This window comes from Streptomyces sp. SID14515, from assembly GCF_010548505.1.
In the GTDB taxonomy this organism is placed as follows: Bacteria; Actinomycetota; Actinomycetes; order Streptomycetales; family Streptomycetaceae; genus Streptomyces; species Streptomyces caviscabies.
The window spans coordinates 21,540-42,042 of sequence record NZ_JAAGMH010000008.1; the positions used below are offsets into that span (position 1 = coordinate 21,540).

General features: G+C 71.6%; 19 protein-coding genes. 6 read left to right on the top strand and 13 right to left on the bottom strand.

Features of this window, described 5'->3' with window-relative positions:
- Positions 1–11: 11 nt before the first annotated feature.
- Together G3I54_RS01425 and G3I54_RS01430 are read right to left on the bottom strand one after the other, a co-directional pair.
- On the bottom strand, positions 12–1,277 hold the full coding sequence (locus tag G3I54_RS01425; RefSeq protein WP_164610232.1) for an ATP-binding protein: 1,266 nt from the start codon (positions 1,275–1,277) through the stop codon (positions 12–14).
- 58 nt (positions 1,278–1,335) lie between these two features.
- On the bottom strand, positions 1,336–2,013 hold the full coding sequence (locus G3I54_RS01430) for a response regulator transcription factor (protein ID WP_007450117.1): 678 nt from the start codon (positions 2,011–2,013) through the stop codon (positions 1,336–1,338).
- A gap of 490 nt (positions 2,014–2,503) precedes the next feature.
- Here G3I54_RS01430 and G3I54_RS01435 point away from each other — a divergent pair, with 490 nt between their 5' ends.
- Positions 2,504–4,003, top strand: a complete 1,500-nt coding sequence (locus tag G3I54_RS01435; protein WP_164610234.1) for a peptide MFS transporter — start codon at positions 2,504–2,506, stop codon at positions 4,001–4,003.
- A 96-nt stretch (positions 4,004–4,099) separates the two neighbouring features.
- Here the strand turns inward: G3I54_RS01435 and G3I54_RS01440 are convergent, their stop codons facing one another.
- From G3I54_RS01440 to G3I54_RS01460, 5 genes are all read right to left on the bottom strand, one after another.
- Entirely contained in the window at positions 4,100–4,465 is a 366-nt protein-coding gene (locus tag G3I54_RS01440) for a hypothetical protein (RefSeq protein ID WP_164610237.1), read from the bottom strand.
- A 266-nt stretch (positions 4,466–4,731) separates the two neighbouring features.
- A complete protein-coding gene (locus G3I54_RS01445) occupies positions 4,732–6,129 on the bottom strand; it encodes a hypothetical protein (RefSeq protein ID WP_164610239.1) in 1,398 nt (465 codons plus the stop codon).
- A 14-nt stretch (positions 6,130–6,143) separates the two neighbouring features.
- On the bottom strand, positions 6,144–7,211 hold the full coding sequence (locus tag G3I54_RS01450) for a hypothetical protein (protein ID WP_164610241.1): 1,068 nt from the start codon (positions 7,209–7,211) through the stop codon (positions 6,144–6,146).
- Entirely contained in the window at positions 7,208–8,185 is a 978-nt protein-coding gene (locus G3I54_RS01455) for a hypothetical protein (RefSeq protein ID WP_164610243.1), read from the bottom strand. Before G3I54_RS01455 ends, G3I54_RS01450 begins: the two co-directional genes overlap by 4 nt.
- Positions 8,186–8,327: 142 nt before the next feature.
- Positions 8,328–9,056 (bottom strand): peptidase, encoded by a 729-nt coding sequence (locus tag G3I54_RS01460; RefSeq protein WP_164610245.1) that lies wholly within the window; start codon positions 9,054–9,056, stop codon positions 8,328–8,330.
- A gap of 55 nt (positions 9,057–9,111) precedes the next feature.
- Between G3I54_RS01460 and G3I54_RS39955 the strand changes: the two genes are divergently transcribed.
- A complete protein-coding gene (locus G3I54_RS39955; RefSeq protein WP_164610247.1) occupies positions 9,112–9,363 on the top strand; it encodes an NUDIX domain-containing protein in 252 nt (83 codons plus the stop codon).
- Between the two features lie 85 nt (positions 9,364–9,448).
- Here the strand turns inward: G3I54_RS39955 and G3I54_RS01470 are convergent, their stop codons facing one another.
- On the bottom strand, positions 9,449–9,940 hold the full coding sequence (locus G3I54_RS01470) for an ATP-binding protein (RefSeq protein WP_164610249.1): 492 nt from the start codon (positions 9,938–9,940) through the stop codon (positions 9,449–9,451).
- A gap of 202 nt (positions 9,941–10,142) precedes the next feature.
- Entirely contained in the window at positions 10,143–10,511 is a 369-nt protein-coding gene (locus tag G3I54_RS01475) for an STAS domain-containing protein (protein ID WP_030589247.1), read from the bottom strand.
- Positions 10,512–10,796: 285 nt separating this feature from the next.
- Between G3I54_RS01475 and G3I54_RS01480 the strand changes: the two genes are divergently transcribed.
- Positions 10,797–11,768, top strand: a complete 972-nt coding sequence (locus G3I54_RS01480) for an RNA polymerase sigma factor SigF (protein WP_164610251.1) — start codon at positions 10,797–10,799, stop codon at positions 11,766–11,768.
- A gap of 145 nt (positions 11,769–11,913) precedes the next feature.
- On the opposite strand, the gene hutI is transcribed toward G3I54_RS01480, so the two are convergent.
- The 4 genes from hutI to hutU form a co-directional block, all read right to left on the bottom strand.
- A complete protein-coding gene (gene hutI, locus G3I54_RS01485; protein WP_164610253.1) occupies positions 11,914–13,086 on the bottom strand; it encodes an imidazolonepropionase in 1,173 nt (390 codons plus the stop codon).
- A 92-nt stretch (positions 13,087–13,178) separates the two neighbouring features.
- Positions 13,179–14,546: a formimidoylglutamate deiminase gene (locus G3I54_RS01490; protein WP_164610255.1), complete on the bottom strand. Its 1,368-nt coding sequence runs from the start codon at positions 14,544–14,546 to the stop codon at positions 13,179–13,181.
- Positions 14,537–15,829: an allantoate amidohydrolase gene (locus G3I54_RS01495; protein ID WP_203685390.1), complete on the bottom strand. Its 1,293-nt coding sequence runs from the start codon at positions 15,827–15,829 to the stop codon at positions 14,537–14,539. The genes G3I54_RS01490 and G3I54_RS01495 overlap by 10 nt, the downstream gene beginning before the upstream one ends.
- Positions 15,829–17,487, bottom strand: coding sequence for a urocanate hydratase (gene hutU, locus G3I54_RS01500; RefSeq protein ID WP_164610257.1), 1,659 nt, complete (start codon positions 17,485–17,487; stop codon positions 15,829–15,831). Before hutU ends, G3I54_RS01495 begins: the two co-directional genes overlap by 1 nt.
- A 147-nt stretch (positions 17,488–17,634) precedes the next feature.
- On the opposite strand from hutU, the gene G3I54_RS01505 reads away from it, so the two are divergent.
- From G3I54_RS01505 to G3I54_RS01515, 3 genes are all read left to right on the top strand, one after another.
- Entirely contained in the window at positions 17,635–19,089 is a 1,455-nt protein-coding gene (locus tag G3I54_RS01505; RefSeq protein ID WP_164610259.1) for an APC family permease, read from the top strand.
- Positions 19,090–19,247: 158 nt separating this feature from the next.
- Entirely contained in the window at positions 19,248–19,661 is a 414-nt protein-coding gene (locus G3I54_RS01510) for a hypothetical protein (protein WP_164610261.1), read from the top strand.
- Positions 19,658–20,467 (top strand): helix-turn-helix domain-containing protein, encoded by an 810-nt coding sequence (locus tag G3I54_RS01515; RefSeq protein ID WP_164610262.1) that lies wholly within the window; start codon positions 19,658–19,660, stop codon positions 20,465–20,467. Before G3I54_RS01510 ends, G3I54_RS01515 begins: the two co-directional genes overlap by 4 nt.
- Positions 20,468–20,503 lie beyond the last annotated feature (36 nt).

Sequence of the window (20,503 nt, forward strand, 5' to 3'; positions counted from 1 at the left end):
CTGCTCGTTGTTCAGCGCACCGGGCGCTCGGGGTCCTTGCGGTCGACCGGGACCCGGCTGAGGAAGAGCGCGAAGACCGCCGGGTGCTGCTGGAGCAGTTCCAGCCGTCCGCCGTCCGCCTCCGCGAGATCACGGGCGACGGCCAGGCCGATGCCGGTGGAGTTGCGGCCGCTGATGGTCCGCTCGAAGATCCGCGCCCCCAGTTCGGCGGGGACGCCGGGGCCCTCGTCGGTGACCTCGATGACCGCCTGGTTGCCGGTGACCCGGGTGCGCAGGGCGACGGTGCCGCCGCCGTGCATCAGTGAGTTCTCGATCAGCGCCGCCAGGACCTGGGCGACCGCGCCCGGGGTTCCGACGGCCCGCAGCCCGTGCTTGCCGGAGCAGACCAGCGCGCGGCCGGCGCTGCGGTAGGCGGGGCGCCACTCCTCGATCTGCTGCTTGACGATCTCGTCGAGGTCGAAGACGACGGCGGAGCCGGTGCGCGGGTCGCGGGAGTTCGTCAGGAGCCGCTGGACGACGTCGGTGAGGCGCTCGACCTGCGTGAGGGCGATGTTCGCCTCCTCCTTCACCGTGTCGGGGTCGTCGGTGACGGAGATCTCCTCGATCCGCATGGAGAGCGCGGTCAGCGGTGTCCGCAGCTGGTGCGAGGCGTCCGCGGCCAGTCGGCGTTCGGCGGTCAGCATCCGGGCGATCCGTTCGGCGGAGGAGTCCAGGACGTCGGCGACCCGGTCCAGCTCGGGCACCCCGTACCGCTTGTGGCGCGGGCGCGGGTCCCCGGAGCCGAGGCGTTCGGCGGTCTCGGCGAGGTCGGTGAGCGGGGAGGCCAGCCGGTTGGCCTGGCGTACGGCGAGGAGCACGGCCGAGACGATCGCCAGCAGCGCCACCGCGCCGATGATCAGGAGCGTGCGCCCGACCTCGCGGGTGACGGACGAGCGGGACTCCTCGACGGTGACCTTCTCGCCCCCCTCCCCGGTCTCGGTGGCGCGCAGGACGCTGCCGGAGGGGCGTTCGCCGACGGAGATGGGCTCGCGGCCGGGGATCTCGATCAGCGCGAACCGGGCCGGGTCGATCTGTTCGGCCAGCACGCCGGAGTTGATCGTCTCTTCGCCCAGCAGCCGGCTCTCGACCACGCTGATCAGCCGGAGCGCCTCGGACTCGACGCTCTCCTGGGCGCTGGCGCTGATGGTGCGGGTCTCCACGATCACCAGCGAGACGCCGAAGACGGCGATGACGACGAGCACCACGGCGAGCGTGGAGTTGATCAGCCGACGGCGCATGTCCGCCGCCTCAAGGGGCCGTCGGGGCGGTTCTCAGGACGCATGGGAGCTTCGTACGTCAGCTCTTCTCGAACCGGAAGCCGACGCCCCGCACGGTGGCGATGTAGCGCGGATTGGCGGCGTCGTCGCCGAGCTTCTTGCGCAGCCAGGAGATGTGCATGTCGAGGGTCTTGGTGGAGGACCACCAGGTGGTGTCCCAGACCTCGCGCATCAGCTGGTCGCGGGTGACGACCCGGCCGGCGTCCCGGACCAGGACCCGCAGCAGGTCGAACTCCTTGGCGGTGAGCTGGAGTTCCTCCTCGCCCATCCAGGCCCGGTGCGACTCGACGTCGATCCTGACGCCGTGGGTGGCGGGCTGCGGGACGGGCTCGGAGGCGCCGCGGCGCAGCAGGGCGCGGACCCGGGCGAGCAGTTCGGCGAGGCGGAACGGCTTGGTGACGTAGTCGTCGGCGCCCGCGTCCAGGCCGACGACGGTGTCGACCTCGTCGGCGCGGGCCGTCAGCACCAGGATCGGGATGGTGTGGCCGCCGGCCCGGAGCCTGCGGGCGACTTCGAGACCGTCCATCCCGGGCAGCCCCAGGTCGAGGACGACCAGGTCGATGCCGCCCTGGAGTCCGGCGTCGAGCGCGGTCGGACCGTCCTGGCGGACCTCGACCTCGTAACCCTCCCGACGCAGTGCGCGGGCCAGTGGCTCCGAGATGGATGCGTCGTCCTCGGCGAGCAGTACACGGGTCATGGACTGATGGTAGTCCGGACGGAGGTCCGGAAGTGAGGCCCACGACGCCACCTGCGGGTCAGCGCCACAAAGAGGACGGAGACCTTTGAATATGGGAGTGTGGTTCCACTAAGGCCTGTGATCCATGTCTCAAGTCCTTTCATATCCCGCTGTGTCGTGTCGTATGGTGTCCCGACGCCTGTTGCACTACTCAAGGACCTTTGGGCAGCCATGAGCGCCAAGGGTCCCTTTTGTGTGCGGGGCCGGTTCCCGCCGGCCCACTCCGAGTGAATGACCTGTGAGCCGGGCCCGGAACGCGAGGACGCGTGACGGGCGTGGATCCCGACGCGGTTCTTCCCCGCTCCGCCGCCGAATCTCCGCCAGGAGCCCGGCCGCGCGGAGCACGTCCCCCTCAGGCGTGGGGATGGGGTACGCCGCGCCGGTGCCGGCTGCCCCCCACCGGGCGCGTACCGCTCACGAGGCGACGCGTCCCGACCAGCAAGGATCGACCATGGCGTCCAGCCTGACGAAGGATTCGCCCAGTTCCGGCGAGAAGACCTTCTTCGGCCACCCCCGCGGTATGGCCACCCTGTTCATGACGGAGATGTGGGAACGCTTCTCCTGGTACGGGATGCGCGCCATCCTCACCCTGTACTTGGTGGCCGCTGTGCTCGACGGCCCCCTTGAGGGCCGGGAGGCGCTCGCCGCCTCCATCTACGGTGTCTACAACGCCGTCGTCTACATGGCGGCGATGCCCGGCGGCTGGGTCGCCGACCGCCTCTGGGGCGCCCGCAAGGCCGTTCTGGTCGGCGGCATCATCATCGCGCTGGGCCACTTCACCCTGGCGCTGCCGAGCGATATCGCGTTCTTCGTCGGCCTCGCGCTGATCGCGGCCGGTACGGGTCTGCTGAAGCCGAACATCTCGGCGATGGTGGGCGGCCTCTACGAGGGCCAGTCCAGCGCCCGCCGCGACGCCGGCTTCACGCTCTTCTACATGGCGATCAACATCGGTGGCCTCGCCGCCCCGCTGCTGGTCGGCTACCTCGGCGAGAACGTCAACTGGCACCTCGGCTTCGGTGTCGCCGGTGTCGGTATGACCTTCGCGGTCATCCAGTACGCACTGGGCTCCAAGCACCTCGGCGACGTCGGCAAGCTGCCCGCCAAGCCCATCTCCCCCGAGGAGCGCCGCAGCACGCTGCGCAAGGTGGGCCTGTGGGCCGGTATCGCGGTCGCCGCGCTGCTGATCGACCTGGCGCTGGGCACGTACGACATCGAGCACATCGTCAACGTCCTGGCCGTGCTGGGCGTCGTCGTGCCGATCGTCTACTTCATCACGATCTTCCGGGACCCGGCGCTGACCAAGGAGGACCGGCCGAAGATCAAGGCGTACGTGTGGTTCTTCATCACCGCCGTGCTCTTCTGGATGATCTACGACCAGTCCGGTTCGCTGCTGACGATCTTCGCGGACAACAAGACGGACCGCTTCATCGGCGGCTGGGAGTTCCCGGCCTCCTGGCTGCAGTCGGTCAACCCGGCCATGGTCATCATCCTGGCTCCGATCTTCGCCACGCTCTGGGTCAAGCTGGCCACACGCAACCGTGAGCCCAGCACCCCGATGAAGTTCGCGCTGGCGATGCTCCTCATCGGTGGCTCCTTCGGCATCATGGGCCTGGCGGGCGCGGCCGCGGCGAACAGCGAGACCGGCAAGGTCACCGTGTTCTGGCTGCTCGCCGTCTACCTGGCGCAGACCATGGGTGAGATGTGCCTCTCCCCGGTCGGCCTGTCGCTCTCCACGAAGCTGGCGCCGAAGATGTTCGTCGGCCAGATCATGGGTCTGTGGTTCCTGGCCACGTCGACGGGCAACGCCCTGAACGGCTGGACCACGAAGCTCAACGCTCCGCTGGGCGACGCCGCGTACTACACGTTGCAGGCGGTCGTGGCGGTCGCCGCGGGTGTCGCCTTCATGGTGGCGGGTCGCAAGATCCGCGCCCTGATGGGCAATGTGAAGTAGCGGCTCTCCGCCGAGGAACATACGGCAGCGGGTCCGCACGAGAAGTTCGTGCGGACCCGCTGCCGTTCGTCGTCGGCCGCTGCCTGTCGGTCTCGACTACTTCTTGGTCTCGACCTTGACGCTGCGCAGGAAGCTGCTGAACCCGCACTTCACCGAGGACTTCTCGCCGGGCTTCTTCCAGTCGCCGAACAGCGTCCACGGAATGGTGTGCTCGGCGCCCCGGCCGCGCACGACGTCGCAGACGAGCACGGCGCGGTGCTTCTTGACGGCCTTCCCCTTGGCGGACTTCTTGCAGGAGGAAGTCGACACCGGGCGTCCCAGCGAGAGGCTGGGCGTGGCCTTGCAGGTGTACTTCGCTCCGGCCGCCGCGGCGGGCGCGGCGGTCGCCAGCGTCAGTCCGGACGTCATCAGCAGGCCGGCGAGCACGCCCGTCGCAGCCTTCTTCCCCCAGGTCAGCTTCATGATGTTCCTTTTCTCAACCGGTGCCGCGCGAGCAGGTGGTCAAGCCTGCCGGAGAGCGCCGCACCCAGACGATTCCCTTCGCTCCTGCGAAGAGATGCGTAAGGAACCTAGCCTTTTCGATCTTGTGCGATCAAGGTGGAGCAGGTGATTTGAGCAAGTTCAGAGCATGAGCGCGCGGTACGGGTCCGGAGCACGGTTCCGAAGCATGCGGGGGCGCCGCCGGGCGAGTTTCCTCCGCCCGGCGACGCCCCTGTTCGTGGTCCGGCTCAGCGCGTGCCGCGCAGCCTCCGCCACGGGGTGAACGTGAACACCGCGCCGCCCAGCAGGATCGCCGTGCCGGCGACCAGGCCGAGTGCCCGCAGCGCGCCGTCGCCCTCGGCCCCGGTGGCGGCCAGGCCGCCGCCGGAGTCCGTGCCGCCGGACGCCGCGGTTCCGCCGGAGTCCGCCGCGCCGCCGCTGCCGCCGGACGCGCCGCCCGGCTGGGCGGAGGTGTCCAGCTCCAGGGAGACCGCCACGTCGTCGGGCGGGGTGCAGGTGGTGGTCGTACCGGCGGCCATCACCGTGAGGACGCCGGGGCTGAGCGTGGACTTTCCGCTCGCGCCGGGCTTGTACGTACCGGTGAGGTCAGGAATCTCGATCGGGGCCCCGGTCTTGATGACGTCCTTGTTCAGCGGCCCCTCTACCTTGACCGTGCCCTTGTCCGCCCCGCCGAGCTTGACGTCCATGGACGGCTTGACCTGGCCCGCCGGGATGTCGATCGGGCTGTCCATGACGGACTTGCTGAACTGCACCGTCAGGTCGTACGCGCCGCCGTTCTTCTTGGCGTTGATCTTGACCGGCGAGGTGGCGTTCTTGTCCCCGATCGGGGTCTTGCACGCGTAGGCGACGGACACCTCCTTGCCGGGGAAGTCGGTCTCGCCACCCCCGCCGCCGGTGCTCCCGCCGGAGTCGCCGCCGCCGGAGGTGGTGCCGCCCGCGTCCGTGCCTCCGTCGGCGCCGCCCGCCGTCGTACCGCCGGTGTCCGTGCCGCCGCCCGTCGTGGTGCCGCCGGTGTCATCGCCTCCGGTCGTGCCACCGCTGTCCGTGCCGCCGCTGTCCGTGCCTCCTGAGGTCGTGCCTCCGGTGGTGTCGCCGCCGCCCTCGGTGACCTTGATCGTGGCACCGGGCTGAACCTCTTCCTTCGGCGCGCACTTGGTGTCCGTGGAGATCGGCTTGGACACGTTGATGTCGTACGCGCCCGGCGTCAGCGTGATCTCCCCGGCGGCCTCCAGCTTCAGCGTGCCCTTCATGTCGGGCAGCACCATGGGGCTGTTCTTGGGGATGGGCGGGTTCTGCCGCGGGCCCTCCAGCTTCAGTTCGCCGCTCGCCGCACCGCCCAGGGTGATGGTCCCGGTCGGCTTGACCGTGTCCGCCCCCAGGTCCAGCACGTCCGGGTTCTTGGACGCGGCCTCGACCGTCTTCCAGACGACCTCGATCTCGTCGCCCACCTTCGCCTCGGCCGGGGCGGTCAGCTCCACCTTCGTGGTGCCCTGCACCGCGGGCAGTCCCGAGATCGGCGGCGGAATACATTCCGTCGCGTAACTGACCTCGGCGGCCTGGGCCGGACTCGCGGCCATCAGGATGCCCGCGCCGCCGAGCATCAGCGCGACTCCGGCCGCGCTCATCCTCCGTTGCGTTCTCACGCTTGTCCCTTCGTCGTGGGTCGGGGTCGGTTCTTCGACGGTGCGGAATCCGGGGTGAACCACGGCAGCACGGCCGTGGTCGCGGTGGTGTTCATGGCGGCGGCGGGGGCGGCGGGGGCCGCGGTCGGCCTCCGCGTACGGTGCGCGCCGGCGGGGCGGGGCCGGACCTTGTCCACGACCGCCATGCCGATACGGAAGACGGCCGCCGGGACGACCAGGCAGAGCAGGACCCAGAAGAGCGTGACGCCCCAGGGCCGGCCGACCCCCCACGGCTGCTCGGCCAGCACCTTCGTCCCGTACCGCAGGGAGACCTGGTAGTCGCCGTGCGCACCCGCCGACAGTTCGACCGGCAGCTTGATCTGCGCCTTGCCGCCCGGGGCGACCGTGCCGCGCCACTGGCGTTCCTCCCACTGCGGGGCGTAGACGCCGTGCGCGGTGCCGATCTCGAAGACGGGGTCCTCGACGGGGGCGGACCCGAGATTGCCTACGGTGAAGACGAGTCGGCGCGCGGGCGGGGCGCCGAACCAGGTGAGCAGGGAGCTGTCGCCCTCCAGCCGTGTGGTGGCCAGCACCGCGAGCTTCCCGTCGCCGGTCTGCCGCGGCAGGTCCGCCGTGGGATGGCCCGCCACGGTGAACACCGCGTCGGCCAGCGCCTGTTCGCCCGTCACCGTGGCGACGTGCACCACGCAGGGGCACGGCTTCGGCGGTTCGGTGACCGGCAGCTTCTTGCTGAAGGCGCCCTTCTTGTCGGTCGTGACGGCGCGGCCGTCGGCGTTGGCGCAGGAGTTGGTGCCACCGATCACGCCGCGCTCCGGCGTCGACTGCCCGCAGATCAGCAGCATCAGCAACGCCTCGGCGCGCCAGCCGCTGCCGCTGACGGTGATCTCGCCGCCCTTGCCCGCCTCCTTCTTGGACAGGCTGACGGTGGGGTCGCCCTCGGCCGCCCGGGCGGCCTGCGCCGGTAGGACGACCAGGGCGGGCAGGAGCGCCAGGAGGGCGGCCAGGAGCAGGAGGACAGGCGACGCGGTGCGCCGGAGGAGTCGGGGGCCGGGCTGCTGCGTCACTTTTCCGCTCCCGCCTTCACCAAGGGCCTCGTGTCGGTGTCCGTGGTCGGTTGCCGGTCGCCTGCGGCTTCCGTGTCCGGAGTGTCCAGGGGCTCCGACGGCTCCGGGCCGCCTCGCCGGACACGTCGCCGTCGTCGGTACGCGCCGGAGCCGAGCACGGCCAGGACGCCGAGGACCAGCAGCCCACCGCCGACGGCCGGCAGCACCGGGATGTACGTCGCCGAGGCCTCCGCCTCGTCCCGGGCGCCCCCCGACGCGGTGACCCGCAGCCGTACGGTGACCGCGTCCAGGGCCGGGGCGTCGGGCCAGGGCTCGGTCAGCTCCACCCGCCGGCCGGGGGCCAGCTCCAGCGGAAGGGGCCGTTCCGGGCGGTCCAGCAGCGTGCCGAACACCCCTTCGGCGCGCACCGCCAGCCGGGGCGTCAGCATCGCGTTGCCCCGGTTGACCAGGGCGTACCGAACAGTCCCGCCGGATATCTCGACGTCCTCGACGGTGAGCGCCGCCAGCGTCGGACCGCCGATCCGGACCCGGACCGGTACGCGGCTCTCCTCGCCCCCGTCGACCGCCACGACCTCCCCGGAAGCGTCGCCGGGCACCGCGTCGGGCGGCACCGTGAGGGCGAGCGGCACCTCGGCGCGGGTCCGGGCCGGCACGGTGACCGTGTCCACGGCGAACCGGATCCAGGCCCCGGCCCGGCCGTCGCCCCGTAGCCGTACGGTCAGCGGGGCGCGGCCGGAGTTGGTCACCGCGAGCCGGTCCTGGAGGACCGTGCCGGGGGTGCCCTCCAGATAGACGTACGGTCTGGCGTCCCGGTCGGTGCCGCCCGCGGGCCGGGCCGTCCAGTCCGCCGGACCGTCGTCGTCGGCGGCGTCAGCGGCGGCGGCCGGGGGCGACGTGAGCGCGCACAGCAGCGCGGCGAGCACCGCCGTGAGGACGAGCAGCGCGCGGCGGAGGCGCGGGGTGGGTGGCGACATGGGCGGCTCCTCTGCCTTCCGGCGGCGATGGCGCTGCCGTACGCGTAAGCGCTCCGTGCGGGCCGTGCGCTTGCGTACCGGCCGTGCGGGCCGTGCGCTTGCGTACCGGCCGTGCGGGCCGTGCGCTCCGTGCGGGCCGTGATCAGCCTGTGGTGCGCTGTCCTCGCCGGGTCAGCCAGAGCACTCCGGCCGCCCCGGTCAGCAGCACGGTCCCGCCGAGCGTGCCGAGCGCCGCCGCCGAGTCCAGCGGACCGGTGCGGGGCAGTTCGCCGCCGCCCGAGGAGCCTCCCGAACTGCCGCCGGTCGAGCCGCCCGTGGAACCGCCGGTGGAGCCGCCCGTGGAGCCGCCGCCCGACGACCCGCCCGCCCCCTGGACGTCGAGTTCGAGGGAGGGGCCCGGACTGTTCTTGGGCGTACAGGTGGTGGTCGTACCGAGCGCCTTGATGGTGAGGACCCCGGCGGTGAAGGTGACCTTGCCGCTCTTCTTCGGGGTGTACGTCCCCGACAGATCACTGATCTTGATGGGGGTGTTGGCCGGAATCGCCTCGGCGTTCGCCGGACCGGAGACCTGGACCTTCCCCTTCTCCGCGCCGCCCAGCTCGATCACGGCGCTCGGGTTCATGGCGCCTTTGCCCAGTTCGACCGGGCTGGAGGAGACGCCCTTCTGGAAGGACATCGTGAGCTTGTAGCCGTCGCCTCTCTTGACGCCCTTGATATCGATGGGCGAGACCGCCCCCTTGGGCCCGATGGGCGTCACGCACTGGTAGTTGACGTCCACGACCTCGGCGTACGCGGCGGGCGCGCCCGCCACCACGATCGAGCCCGCCAGCGCGGCCGCCAGCGCGAGAGTTGTCCGCTTCTGGTTCGACACCTCGTGTTCCCCTCATGCCGGACGCCGCCGCGCGCCACGATCCGTACGGGCGCGCATGACTGACGGCACATCAGATTTGGCGCTCAAGGTACGCCCGGGGCCTGATGGAGGGAAGACAAAGTGCGCGCCGATCCGGGCGCGCTCTTTCGGGCCGGGCCTGTGGCATCTGCCCGGCGGAGGGGTCGACCCGGGCGAGCAGCCTGTCGAGGCGCTGGCTCGTGAGCTCCTGGAGGAGACGGGGAGCCGACGGTCACGGAGATCGACGGCTCCACCGAAGCGGCGGTATGGGTCCCTCTGGAGGACCTGAAGGGCCTGGAGGACGGCACGGCACTGTCTCCGGCCGCTGCCGACGCCCTCCGCATGCTGGATCGGGCGAAGGCCGCCCGCACCCTCTAGGCGGGTGCGGCGAGCTCCGCCCAGACGGTCTTGCCCGGGGCGTCCGGTGTGCGCTGGACGCCCCAGTCGAGGCAGAGGCGCTGCACGATGAACATGCCGTGCCCGCCGGGCCGGCCGGCGCGGTGCGGCGTACGGGGTGCGGGCTGTCCGGCCCCCCGGTCGACGACCTCGACGCGCAGCGCCTTGGGGGTGCGGCCGATCCGGAGCTCCTCGGGGCCTTCCGCGTGCAGGCAGGCGTTGGTCACCAGCTCGGAGACGACCAGCAGGACGTCCTCGGCGGCGGCCCGGCGGTCCGCGCTGGACGCCGGAAGCCAGCCCCAGTCGTGCAGGGCCTGCCGGGCGAAGTCACGGGCCGTCGGCACGATGCCGCTGACCTGCCGGAGTGAGAGCGTGCGCCACTGCCGCTCGGCCGGGACGGGCGAGGCTGCGCCCGCTTCGTCCGGCTCGCGACCGAGGTCGCCCGGCGGATGCTGCCGGGTGGTGCTCATCAGCGCTTCACCTCACCGATTCGCCATGTCGCCATGTCGCCGTTGAACAGATAGTGATCAGTTACCGAGTGTGCCGGAGCCCTCGCGGGGCTCCGCCGGGGTGTCTCCTGCCCTGCCGTTTCGCAACAACACCCACTTGAGGCACACGATCGCGTGACACAGCCGACATCGGGGACGTCCGCGGTCGCGCGCTCGTGCCGGGTCAGGTGGCCAGGGCCTCTTCGAGCGTGGCGTGGACAGTGAAGACCGCCTCCGCGCCGGTGATCTCGAACACCCTCGCCACGACGGGCAGCATTCCGGCCAGATGAACCCCTCCTCCGGCCGCCTCCGCCTTGAGGCGGGCGCCGAGCAGCACGTTCAGCCCGGTGGAATCGCAGAAGTCCAGCCGGGAGCAGTCGACCACCAGGCGTGACCGCCCCTGCTCGACCGCACTCTCCAGGGGCTCACGCAGCAGATCGGCGGTGTGGTGATCGAGCTCACCCACCGGCGTCACGACCTCGCTGCGCCCCTCGGTCCGGGCCTCGACCTGAAGCCGACCCCGGTTCGCACTGCCGACCGTCCCGCGGTCCATGCCTGTCCCTCTTCGCCGTTCGTCACTGTGCGCGTCACTGCCTGTGCGGCTGTATGCGTAGCTGCCGCCGACGTGCGTAAAACAGTACGCGTTCCGTTCGCCACGCGGTAGTCGAAGAACTCAACAAACCGGACATATAGCAGTAATTGGCGCTTGTCACTGCTGGCCAGGACCGGGTATGGGTAGAGGGACACCCGAAACACGACCGGCTTTGGAGGCGCCGCTTCACCGCAGGAACACGTATGGGCATCGGCAGCCATATGCCGAGAACGATGGAGGAGAACCATGTCACCCCGGCTCGACGAAGCGCGTACCCACAACGCGTCGTCGGCATGTCCTCAGGGACCGACCAATTCCGACTCCCCCGCCGCGAGCGCCGTTCCCGGCCCGCGCACCAGCACCACCAGCTCCACCGGCACCACCTCAGACTTCTCCGGCGCGGCCGGCGAGGGACTCGAAGGACTCCCCGAGATCCCGCCCTACGCCGAAGTGGGCGCTCTGGACGCCAGGGCCCTGTCGAAGACGCTCTTCGAGCGGCTGGAGTCCCTCGAAGAGGGCACCCACGAGTACAGCTACGTACGCAACACTCTCGTCGAGCTGAACCTCGCACTCGTCAAGTTCGCCGCCTCCCGGTTCCGCTCCCGCAGCGAGCCGATGGAGGACATCGTCCAGGTCGGCACCATCGGCCTGATCAAGGCGATCGACCGGTTCGAGCTGAGCCGCGGGGTGGAGTTCCCCACCTTCGCGATGCCGACGATCGTCGGTGAGATCAAGCGCTTCTTCCGTGACACCAGCTGGTCCGTGCGCGTGCCGCGCCGGCTCCAGGAGCTGCGGCTCGACCTGGCGAAGGCGGGCGACGAGCTCTCCCAGCAGCTGGACCGCGCGCCCACCGTGGCGGAGCTGTCCGAGCGCCTCGGCATCACGCCGGAGGAGGTCGTCGAGGGCATGTCCGCGAGCAACGCGTACACCGCGAGCTCGCTGGACGCCAAGCCCGAGGAGGACGACAACGAGGGCGCCCTCGCGGACCGCATCGGCTACGAGGACCACGGCCTCGAAGGCATCGAGTACGTCGAGTCGCTGAAGCCGCTGATCGCCGCGCTGCCCGCCCGGGACCGGATGATCCTCTCGCTCCGCTTCGTCAGCAACATGACGCAGTCGGAGATCGGCGAGGAGCTGAACATCTCGCAGATGCACGTGTCCCGGCTGCTCTCCCGGACGCTGACCAAGCTCCGTAAGGGTCTGACCCTGGAGGAATGACCCCGGCCGCCCCGCCGCCCCGCCACGGGGCTCCACGGGCCGTCGAGCACCGCGGAAGGACCCGCCCCGGATACCGGGAGCGGGTCCTTCCGCGTGTGGGCGGCCCTCGGCGCGCGTGTCCGGGCGCGCCCAGGGGCCGCCGGGGTCACACCACCCGCCGGCCGCTCCGCCAGACCGCGCTGACCAGCGGGACGCCCGGGCGGTAGGCGAGGTGGACATGGCTCGGGGCGTCGAGGAGGACCAGGTCGGCGCGGGCGCCGGGGGTGATCCGGCCGATGTCGGTACGGCGCAGGGCGGCGGCCCCGCCGGCGGTGGCCGACCAGATCGCCTCGTCCGGGGTCATCCCCATGTCGCGCACGGCCAGCGCGATGCAGAACGGCACCGACGAGGTGAACGACGAGCCGGGGTTGCAGTCCGTGGAGAGCGCGACGGTGGCCCCGGCGTCGAGGAGGCGGCGGGCGTCGGGCCAGGTGGCGCGGGTGGAGAACTCGGCGCCCGGGAGCAGGGTCGCCACCGTGTTGCCCTGGCCGAGGGCGTCGACGTCCGCGTCGGTGAGGTGGGTGCAGTGGTCGGCCGACGCGGCGTCGAGCTCGACGGCGAGCTGGACGCCGGGGCCGTAGCTCAGCTGGTTGGCGTGGATACGCGGGTGCAGCCCCTTGGCGCGGCCCGCCGTGAGGATGGCGCGGGCCTGGTCGCCGTCGAAGGCGCCCTGCTCACAGAACACGTCGATCCAGCGGGCGTGCGGGGCGCAGGCCTCCAGCATCGGGCCGGTGACCAGGTCCACGTATCCGGCGGGGTCGTCGGCGTAGTCGGGGGACACGATGTGGGCGCCGAGGTAGGTGACCTCGTCGGTGTGGCGGCCCGCGACGCGCAGAGCGCGGGCCTCGTCCTCGACGGTGAGGCCGTAGCCGGACTTGGTCTCGAAGGTGGTGGTGCCCTGGCTCAGGGCCTCGGCGAGGTAGCGGGCGACGTTGGCGGAGAGCTCCTCGTCGGAGGCGGCCCGGGTGGCGGCGACGGTGGTGCGGATGCCGCCCGCGCGGTAGGGCTGCCCGGACATTCGGGCGTTGAACTCCTGGGTGCGGTCGCCCGCGAAGACCAGGTGGGAGTGGGAGTCGACGAAGCCCGGGATCACCGCGCGGCCCGCCGCGTCGAGGACGTTGTCAGTGGCGGGTGCTTTGCTGGATTCACCGGTCCAGACGATGCGGTCGCCGTCGATGACGACGGCCGCGTCCTGGATCAGGCCCAGGGGGGTCCCGTTGCCGAGGGAGGGGTCATTGGTGACCAGGCTGGCGATGTGGGTGACGGCGGTGGTCGTCATCTGGAGAGTGTTCTCCTTGCGTTCCGGGAGGTCCGGGCGGTGCGGGGGGCTTGCGCGGTCGGGCGGGGCGGGTGCCGCGCGCGGCTCCGGGGTCAGTGGTGCAGGGCGGCCACGGCCTCGGCCAGTGCTCGGGGCACGTCATCGATCCGGGTGTGACGGCCGTCCCGCACGATGTGCCGGCCTGCCACGACCGTGTGCCGCACATCAGCGGCGGAGGCGGCGAATACGGCGGTCTCCGCTGCCAGTCGGGGCACCGGTCCGGCCGTCCTGACGGAGTCCAGGGCGACGGTGGTCAGATCGGCGGGGGCGCCCGGCTCCAGCACGCCCGCGTCGGGGCGGCCGAGTGCGGCGTGCCCGTCGGCGGAGGCGGCCCGGAGCAGCGCGGCGGCGGTCCAGTGGCCCCGGATGTGGGTGCGCAGCCGCTCGTTGAGCTCCATCGCGCGCGCCTCTTCGAAGAGGTCGATCACCGCGTGGCTGTCGCTGCCCAGCGAGAGCGGCGAGCCCGCCTTCTGGAGGGCGGCTGCGGGACCGATGCCGTCGGCCAGGTCGCGTTCGGTGGTGGGGCACATGCAGGTGCCGGTGGCCGAGGAGCCGAGCAGTTCGATGTCCGCCTCGGTCAGATGCGTGTTGTGGATGCCGGTGGTGCGCGGGCCGAGGACCCCGTGGTCGGCCAGCAGCCGGGTGGGGGTGCGGCCGTGGGCGGCCTGGCAGGCGTCGTTCTCCGCCGTCTGCTCGGAGAGGTGGACGTGCAGGGGCGCGTCCCGCTCCTCGGCCCACCGGGCGACGGTGGCCAGTTGGTCCGCCGGGACCGCGCGGACGGAGTGGACGGCCGCGCCGATCAGGGTGTGGTCGTCGCCCTTGAGGAGGGAGGCGCGCTCCGCCCAGGCCTCGGCGGTGGTGTCGGAGAAGCGCAGCTGGTGCCGGTTGGGCTTCTCGCCGAATCCGGCGGCGAGATAGGCGGTGTCCAGCAGGGTGATCCGGATGCCCGCCTCGGCGGCGGCCGCGATCAGCGCCGCGCCCATGGCGTTCGGGTTGGCGTAGGGGGTGCCGCCGGGGGCGTGGTGCAGATAGTGGAATTCGCCGACGGAGGTGATGCCGGCCAGGGCCATCTCGGCGTATGTGGCGCGGGCCAGGTCGAAGTAGGTGTCCGGGGTGAGCCGGGAGGCCGTGCGGTACATCAGCTCGCGCCAGGTCCAGAAGGTGCCCGAGCCGACCTGGACGGTGGCGCGCAGGGCCCGGTGGAAGGCGTGGGAGTGGGTGTTGGCGAGGCCGGGGAGGGTCAGGCCGCGCAGCACGGTCGCGCCGTGCGGCGGTGCCTCGACGCCGGTCCTGATCCCGGCGATGCGGCCGCCCGCGACGTCCAGGGTGACGCCCGGCTCGACGTGGGTGCCGAGCCAGGCGTGGTCCATCCAGTAGGTCGCGGTGACGGGTGCGCCCGTCGTCCGGTGTGTCAGCTGCACGCGAGACCTTCCAGTACGTCGGCGAGTGCCTCCACCCCGGCCGTGCAGTCGTCCTCGGCGGCGTGCTCGGCGGGTGAGTGCGAGATGCCGGTGGGGTTCCGTACGAAGAGCATGGCGGTGGGCGCCGAGGCGGACAAAATACCCGCATCGTGGCCCGCGCCGGTGCCGAGGACGGGCACGGGCCGCCCCGTGTCGCCGGTCCTCGCGAGGATCCTGCCGAGCTCGTCGCGCAGGGCGTGCTCGAACTCCACGACGGGCGTGAACGATTCGCGCATGACGTCGAGGTCGATCCCGGCCTTCTCGGCGTACTCGCGGGCGGCGCGCTCGATACCGGTGACGACCGCGTCCAGGGTGTCCTGGTCGGCGGCGCGGGAGTCGAGCCAGCCGCGCACGAGGGAGGGGATGGCGTTGACGCCGTTGGGCTCGACCGCGATCTTGCCGAAGGTGGCGAGCGCGCCGGTCAGTTCGGCCTCGCGGCGGGCGGCGAGGACGGTCTCGGCGTACGTGAGCATCGGGTCGCGGCGGTCGGCGAGGCGGGTGGTGCCCGCGTGGTTGGCCTCGCCCCGGAAGTCGAACCGCCAGCGGCCGTGCGGCCAGATGGCGGAGGCGATGCCGACGGGGTCGCCGGTCAGGTCGAGGGCGCGGCCCTGCTCGACGTGGAGTTCGACGAACGCGCCGATCCGGGCGAGCCGTTCCGGGTCGGGGCCGATGGCCCCGGGGTCGTATCCGGCCTTCTCCATGGCGGCGGGCAGCGTGATGCCGTCGCCGTCGCGCAGCCGGTGGGCGTCGGCGACGGCGAGCTGTCCGGCGGCGAGCCGGGACCCGACGCAGGCCAGGCCGAAGCGGGCGCCCTCCTCGTCACCGAAGTTGGTGATGGCCAGCGGGCGGGTGAACTCCACTCCCCTGCGGTGGAGTTCGTCGAGCGCGGCGAAGGAGGAGACCACGCCGAGCGGGCCGTCGAAGGCGCCGCCGTCCGGTACGGAGTCCAGGTGCGAGCCGGTGACGACGGCGTCGCCGGCCAGGGGGTCGCCGAGCCAGGCCCACTGGTTGCCGTTGCGGTCGGTCTCCTGGGTGAGACCGCGCGCCTCGGCCTGCGCGCGGAACCAGGCCCGGCAGTCGAGGTCCGCTTCCGACCAGGCGTAACGCCGGTAGCCGCCGCTGTCGGCGTGCCGTCCGACGGGAGCCAGCTCCCGCCACATCGAGAGGAAGGAGTCACCCGCGCGCCACTGCTCCCGGGCGCCGGAAGAGGTGGCGGGCTCGCCCCCGGACAGGCCGGACGGCATCAGTTGCCCTCCGTCATGGGGACGCGTACGCCCTGGTCGGCGGCGACGGTCTCGGCGATGTCGTAGCCGGCGTCCACGTGGCGGATGACGCCCATGCCGGGGTCGTTCGTCAGCACGCGGCGGATCTTCTCGCCCGCGAGCTTCGTGCCGTCCGCGACGGAGACCTGGCCGGCGTGGATCGAGCGGCCCATGCCGACGCCGCCGCCGTGGTGGAGGGAGACCCAGGAGGCGCCGGAGGCGACGTTGACCATGGCGTTGAGCAGCGGCCAGTCGGCGATGGCGTCGGAGCCGTCGAGCATGGCCTCGGTCTCGCGGTACGGGGAGGCGACGGAGCCGCAGTCCAGGTGGTCGCGGCCGATGGCCAGTGGGGCGGCGAGTTCACCGCTGGCGACCATGTCGTTGAAGCGCTCGCCGGCCTTGTCGCGCTCGCCGTAGCCGAGCCAGCAGATGCGGGCGGGCAGGCCCTGGAAGTGGACGCGTTCGCCGGCCATCTTGATCCAGCGGTGCAGCGACTCGTTCTCCGGGAAGAGCTCCAGCATCGCCTTGTCGGTCTTGTGGATGTCGGACGCCTCGCCGGAGAGCGCGGCCCAGCGGAAGGGGCCCTTGCCCTCGCAGAAGAGGGGGCGGATGTAGGCGGGGACGAAGCCGGGGAAGTCGAAGGCGCGGTCGTAGCCGGCGAGCTGGGCCTCGCCGCGGATGGAGTTGCCGTAGTCGAAGACCTCGGCGCCGGCGTCCATGAAGCCGACCATGGCCTCGACGTGGCGGGCCATCGACTCGCGGGCGCGCTGGGTGAAGTCGGCGGGCTTCTCGGCGGCGAGGTCCGCCATGTCGTCGAAGTCGACGCCGAGCGGCAGGTAGGCCAGGGGGTCGTGGGCGCTGGTCTGGTCGGTGACGATGTCGATCGGCGCGCTCTCGGCGAGCATCCGGGGCAGCAGCTCGGCCGCGTTGCCGAGGAGGCCGATGGAGAGCGGGCGGCGGGCGTCGCGGGCCTCGACGGCGAGCTGGAGGGCGTGCTCCAGGTTGTCGGCCTTCACGTCCAGGAAGCGGTGCTCGATGCGGCGCTCGATGGCGCGCGGGTCGCAGTCGATGCAGATGGCGACGCCGTCGTTCATGGTGACGGCGAGCGGCTGGGCGCCGCCCATGCCGCCGAGCCCGGCGGTCAGGGTGATCGTCCCGGCCAGGGTTCCGCCGAACTTCTTCGCGGCGACGGCGGCGAAGGTCTCGTAGGTGCCCTGGAGGATGCCCTGGGTGCCGATGTAGATCCAGGACCCGGCGGTCATCTGGCCGTACATGGTGAGTCCGAGCGCCTCCAGGCGGCGGAACTCCTCCCAGTTGGCCCAGTCGCCGACCAGGTTGGAGTTGGCGATGAGCACGCGCGGCGCCCACTCGTGGGTCTGCATGACGCCGACCGGCCGCCCGGACTGGACGAGCATCGTCTCGTCCTGCTTGAGCGTCTCCAGGGTGCGGACCATCGCGTCGAAGGAACGCCAGTCGCGGGCAGCCTTGCCGGTGCCGCCGTAGACGACGAGCTTGTCGGGGTGCTCGGCGACCTCGGGGTCGAGGTTGTTCTGCAGCATCCGCAGGGCGGCTTCCTGCTGCCATCCCAGGGCGGTCAGTGCGCTGCCGCGCGGTGCCCGAACGGGGCGGGGTCCTGACATGGCGGTGCCTCCTCGCGACGGTGAAAATCTATTCACATCCTGCTGCTCTGAATAGTCGTAGTCAACAGGTGCGGTCCGCGCCGCGGCCGGGAACAGGTTCTCCCTACCGACCAGGAGGCCGAACCGGAGGCCCGACCGGAGGCATCGATGAGCACTTCCGAAACACCCGAGCCAGCGGAGACCGAGGGCCACGGAGGCCGCAGCGGCCACGGAGGCCGCAACAGTCACGGCGGCCACGAAGGACGCGAGGACCAGGGGAAACCCGGAGGATCGCCGCCGCTCAAGCGCGCGCTCGGCCCCAAACTGCTGATCCTCTTCGTCATCGGCGACATCCTGGGCACCGGCATCTACGCCACCACCGGGGACGTGGCGGGCAAGGTCGGCGGCGCTCTCTGGCTGCCGTTCGCGATCGGCTTCGTCGTCGCGCTGCTGACGGCGGCCTCGTACGTGGAACTCGTGGGCAAGTACCCGAAGGCGGCCGGGGCGGCGCTCTACACCCAGAAGGCGTTCAAGGTCCCCTTCCTGACCTTCGTCGTCGCCTTCATGGTGATGTGCTCGGGCCTCTCCTCGGCGAGCGCGGCGGCGCGGGCGTTCAGCGGCGACTATCTGGGCGAGTTCACCGACGCGGTGCCGCCGACCCTGATCGCGATCCTGTTCGTCCTCGCCCTCGCCGCGATCAACCTGCGCGGGGTCGCCGAGTCGGTGAAGGCGAACGTGGTCCTGACCCTGGTCGAGGTCAGCGGCCTCGCGGTGATCCTCGCGATCGGCGCGTACGCCGTGCTCGGCGGCGAGGGCGAGCCCTCCCGGCTGACCCAGATCGAGACCGGCGGTACCGGGTACGCCCTGATCACCGGGGTGCTCGGCGCCACCGCGCTGGGCTTCTTCGCCTTCGTCGGTTTCGAGGACTCGGTCAACATGGCCGAGGAGACCAAGAACCCCGCCCGCTCCTTCCCCCGTGCGATCTTCATCGGGGTGGGCATCACCGGAACCATCTACGTCCTGGTCGCCCTGGTCTCCTCGCTCCTGGTCGACTCCCGCACCCTGGCGGGCTCCAGCGGTCCGCTGCTGGAGGTGGTGAAGGCCGGAGGCGTCGATTTCCCGCCGAAACTCTTCGCGCTGATCGCCCTGTTCGCCGTCACCAACTCGGCGCTGATCAACATCATGATGGCCTCGCGGCTCTGCTACGGCATGGCCAACGAACGCATCCTGCCGCCCGCGATGGGCAAGGTGCTGGCGGGCCGGCGCACCCCCTGGGTCGGCATCGTCTTCGTCTCCGTCCTGGCGATCGGCCTGGTCTCCACCGGCGAGATCGAGGGGCTCGGCGACACCACCTCGTTCCTGCTGCTCTGCGTCTTCGCCGTGGTCAACGTCGCCGTGCTGGTACTGCGGAAGGACCGGGTGGACCACCGCCACTTCCGTACGCCCACGGCGCTTCCGGTGCTCGGCGCGATCACCTCGCTGATCCTGGCGAGCCCGCTCGCCGACCGGGGCTCCGACGTGTACGTACGCGCCGGGATCCTGCTGCTGATCGGCATCGGACTGTGGGCGCTCAACAAGGCGGTGATGACGGCCCGCGAGAAGTCGGCCGCCCCGAACGCCTGACGGGCCGTCACCTGCCGCTCCCACCACCGCATTCCGGCCGACCCTTTACACCGCCGGACGCATGTACCAAAGGAAAATGCCAGAACTTCCACCTGCCGTGAGCACGTTGCGTAGCCTCTGCGTTACAGCCGTACGCCACGTCGGGAGGGGAGATCCGCGTGCCCGGAATCGACGAGTGCCTGCTCGAAGTCATGAGGCTGCCCGGCGCTCGGGGCGCCTCGGTGGTCGACTGGACGAGCGGTCTCGCCCTCGGCACCATCGGGGAGTCCCCCAACGGCGACCACGAGGCGACCGCCGCCGAGACGGCGGAGGTCGCCCGTATGACCGCCGAACAGCCCGCCTTCGCCCACCTCGCCGCGGAAGCGGAGGGCGGGCGGCCGGCGGACGCGCCGAACACCCCCGTCGAGGACGTCATCGTCACCACCCACGACGGTTACCACATGCTCCGGTTCGTCGAGACGGCTTTCGACAGCAGCGTCTTCCTCCATCTGTGGCTGGACCGCTCCGAGGGCAATCTCGCGCTCGCCCGGATGCGGCTCGGCGAGCTGGCCGAGCGTCTGGTGCTGGCATGAATGCGATAGCCGCCGACCCCGACGCCCCCGCCACCGACCGGCTCCCGGTGCTCTCCCCGATGCTGCGTCGGCTCGCCGCCGAGCGGGCCACCGGCGCCCTGATGCGCGACCGCGGCACGCTCTACCTCGCCGACGGCCAGGTGGTCCACGCCGAGAGCCCCGCCACCCCCGGCATCGACGTCCTGCTCACCACCGGCGGAACCCTGCGGCACGAGGGCTGGTGGGACGCCGTGGCGCAGGCGGGGGCGGGCCGCCGGGTCGGCCGCTATCTCGTCGACAGCGGCCATGTGCCGGGCGGGGCACTGGAGTTGTGCCATCTGGGCGCGCTGTACGACGCCGCGTTCTTCGCGCTCGCCCCGACCGGGACGCCCGCCCGCTTCCGTTACGGGGTGGCGCACTGGATCGGTCCGGTGCGGCCCGTCCCAGTGGCCGCCGTGGAGCGCGAGACGCTGCGCAGACGGGAGTTCCTGGACCGGATCTGGCCCGATGCGGCCTGCGACGGCGCCCCGCTGCTGCGGAGTGCGGCGCACCCGTCCGACGCCCCGGTCCCGGCCCGGCAGCGCCGGATCCTGGAGCTGGCCGACGGGGTCCGTACGGCCTCGGACATCGCGCAGGCGCTGGGCCGTTCGGCGTTCCACATCCTGGTCGACCTGCGACGACTGGCGGCGGCCGGCCTGGTGGAGGCGGTCCGCGCCCAACCCCTGCCGGCCGCTTCCGGTCCGGGCCGGATCACGCTCCCCGAGGTGACGGCCGACCCCGATATCGCCCTGCTGCGCCGGCTCCGAGACGCATTGGAGGCCCTGTGATACGCGCGCTCAGACAGCGTGCCGGGAGGAGACAGC

Coding starts and splice junctions, on each gene's coding strand:
- hutI (WP_164610253.1), bottom strand. CDS start 13,086: ATGACGACCACCGCCGTCACCCACATCGCCAGCCTGGTCACCAATGAC.
- G3I54_RS01430 (WP_007450117.1), bottom strand. CDS start 2,013: ATGACCCGTGTACTGCTCGCCGAGGACGACGCATCCATCTCGGAGCCA.
- G3I54_RS01480 (WP_164610251.1), top strand. CDS start 10,797: ATGTCACCCCGGCTCGACGAAGCGCGTACCCACAACGCGTCGTCGGCA.
- G3I54_RS01515 (WP_164610262.1), top strand. CDS start 19,658: ATGAATGCGATAGCCGCCGACCCCGACGCCCCCGCCACCGACCGGCTC.
- G3I54_RS39955 (WP_164610247.1), top strand. CDS start 9,112: ATGACTGACGGCACATCAGATTTGGCGCTCAAGGTACGCCCGGGGCCT.
- G3I54_RS01505 (WP_164610259.1), top strand. CDS start 17,635: ATGAGCACTTCCGAAACACCCGAGCCAGCGGAGACCGAGGGCCACGGA.
- G3I54_RS01470 (WP_164610249.1), bottom strand. CDS start 9,940: ATGAGCACCACCCGGCAGCATCCGCCGGGCGACCTCGGTCGCGAGCCG.
- G3I54_RS01440 (WP_164610237.1), bottom strand. CDS start 4,465: ATGAAGCTGACCTGGGGGAAGAAGGCTGCGACGGGCGTGCTCGCCGGC.
- G3I54_RS01495 (WP_203685390.1), bottom strand. CDS start 15,829: ATGCCGTCCGGCCTGTCCGGGGGCGAGCCCGCCACCTCTTCCGGCGCC.
- hutU (WP_164610257.1), bottom strand. CDS start 17,487: ATGTCAGGACCCCGCCCCGTTCGGGCACCGCGCGGCAGCGCACTGACC.
- G3I54_RS01425 (WP_164610232.1), bottom strand. CDS start 1,277: ATGCGCCGTCGGCTGATCAACTCCACGCTCGCCGTGGTGCTCGTCGTC.
- G3I54_RS01475 (WP_030589247.1), bottom strand. CDS start 10,511: ATGGACCGCGGGACGGTCGGCAGTGCGAACCGGGGTCGGCTTCAGGTC.
- G3I54_RS01455 (WP_164610243.1), bottom strand. CDS start 8,185: ATGTCGCCACCCACCCCGCGCCTCCGCCGCGCGCTGCTCGTCCTCACG.
- G3I54_RS01435 (WP_164610234.1), top strand. CDS start 2,504: ATGGCGTCCAGCCTGACGAAGGATTCGCCCAGTTCCGGCGAGAAGACC.
- G3I54_RS01445 (WP_164610239.1), bottom strand. CDS start 6,129: ATGAGCGCGGCCGGAGTCGCGCTGATGCTCGGCGGCGCGGGCATCCTG.